The organism is Falsiroseomonas oryziterrae (genome assembly GCF_021864505.1).
Lineage (GTDB): Bacteria > Pseudomonadota > Alphaproteobacteria > Acetobacterales > Acetobacteraceae > Falsiroseomonas > Falsiroseomonas oryziterrae.
Map to the genome: position 1 here is coordinate 1 of NZ_JAKJIB010000547.1, position 1557 is coordinate 1557.

Sequence of the window (1557 nt, forward strand, 5' to 3'; positions counted from 1 at the left end):
TTCGTGATCGCCGATCCAGCGCTGCTGGCCGGCGCGCCCCTCGCGCACATCGCGGCGCCCGAGGAAGCCCCCGCGGCCTTCGCCGAGGCGCTGCCCGTCCTGCCGCTGCCGCTCGCCGTGCCGGCGGTGCCCGGGCGGCTCGACCCGCGCAACGCGCCCGCCGTCCTCGCCTCCATCGAGCAGGCGGTCGGCTTCGCCAAGGCCGGACGCACCGGCGCGGTGGTGACCAACCCGATCCAGAAATCCGTCCTCACCGCCGCCGGTTTCCCGCATCCCGGCCACACCGAGTTCCTGGGTGAGCTGGCCGGCACGGGGGTTCCGCCGGTGATGATGCTGGCCTGCCCGGGGCTGCGCGTGGTGCCGGTCACGGTCCACCTCTCGCTCGCGCGCGCCGCCGCGGCGCTGACGACGGAGGCGATCGTCACCCAGGGCCGCGTGGTCGCCGCCGCCCTGATGCGCGACTTCGGCATCGCCGCGCCGCGGCTGGTCGTGGCGGGCCTCAACCCGCATGCCGGCGAGGACGGCACGATGGGCCGCGAGGACATCGAGATCGTGGCCCCCGCCGTCGCCGCGCTGCGCGCCGAGGGCATCGCCGCGCGCGGCCCGCTGCCGGCCGACACCCTGTTCACGCCGCGCGCGCGCGCCACCTATGACTGCGCGCTCTGCATGTATCACGACCAGGCGCTGATCCCGGTGAAGACGCTCGACATGGATGGCGGGGTGAACGTGACGCTGGGCCTTTCGATCGTGCGCACCAGCCCCGACCACGGCACCGCCCTCGACATCGCCGGCACCGGCCGCGCCGACCCCGGCAGCCTCATCGCCGCGCTGCGCATGGCCGGCGAGATGGCGCGGGCGCGGAGCGCCACCAGTGCGTCATGAATAGAACCACGCTGGCGGCCCGCCACAGGCGGGCCGAGGCCGCGAATGCGGCCCGCGCCCCAACCAACATCGAGGCCGGGCGCGCCAGCGCGTGGCGCGCAAGCCAAGCGCGCGGAGCGCGCGCCGGCGCCTGAGGACAGAAAAATGCTTCTCTCCATCAACATCGACCATGTCGCGACGCTGCGGAACGCGCGCGGCGGCACGCATCCCGATCCGCTCGCCGCCGCGCTCGCGGTGCTCGAGGCCGGCGCGGACGGCATCACCCTGCATCTGCGCGAGGACCGGCGGCACATCCGCGACGACGACGTCGCGCGCATCCGCGCCGCCATCGCCGCACCGCTCAACTTCGAGATGGCCGCGACCGAGGAGATGGTCGGCATCGCCGAGCGCCTGCGCCCGGCCGATTGCTGCATCGTGCCGGAGAAGCGCGCCGAGCTGACGACGGAAGGCGGGCTCGACCTGCTGCGCCACGATCCCTTCCTGCCCGAGGCGATCCGCCGCCTCGCCGCCGCCGGCATCCGCGTCTCGATCTTCGTCGAGGCCGATCCGGCGCAGATCGCGGCGGCCGCCCGGCTCGGCGCCGCGGCGATCGAGCTGCACACCGGCGCCTATGCCGATGCGGCGCCGGCCGACCGCCCTGCCCATCTCGCCCGCCTCGCGGCCGGCGCGCACGCC

The 1557-nt window shown here is 75.3% G+C and carries 2 protein-coding genes; both read left to right on the forward strand.

Annotation, left to right across the window (positions count from 1 at the left end):
- Nucleotides 1-882 (forward strand): 4-hydroxythreonine-4-phosphate dehydrogenase PdxA (gene pdxA / locus L2I40_RS23005; RefSeq protein WP_237217685.1); only part of this gene is annotated, 882 nt, incomplete at its 5' end.
- A 144-nt stretch (nt 883-1026) separates the two neighbouring features.
- On the forward strand, nt 1027-1557 hold a 531-nt coding region (locus L2I40_RS23010), incomplete at its 3' end, for a pyridoxine 5'-phosphate synthase (RefSeq protein ID WP_237217686.1).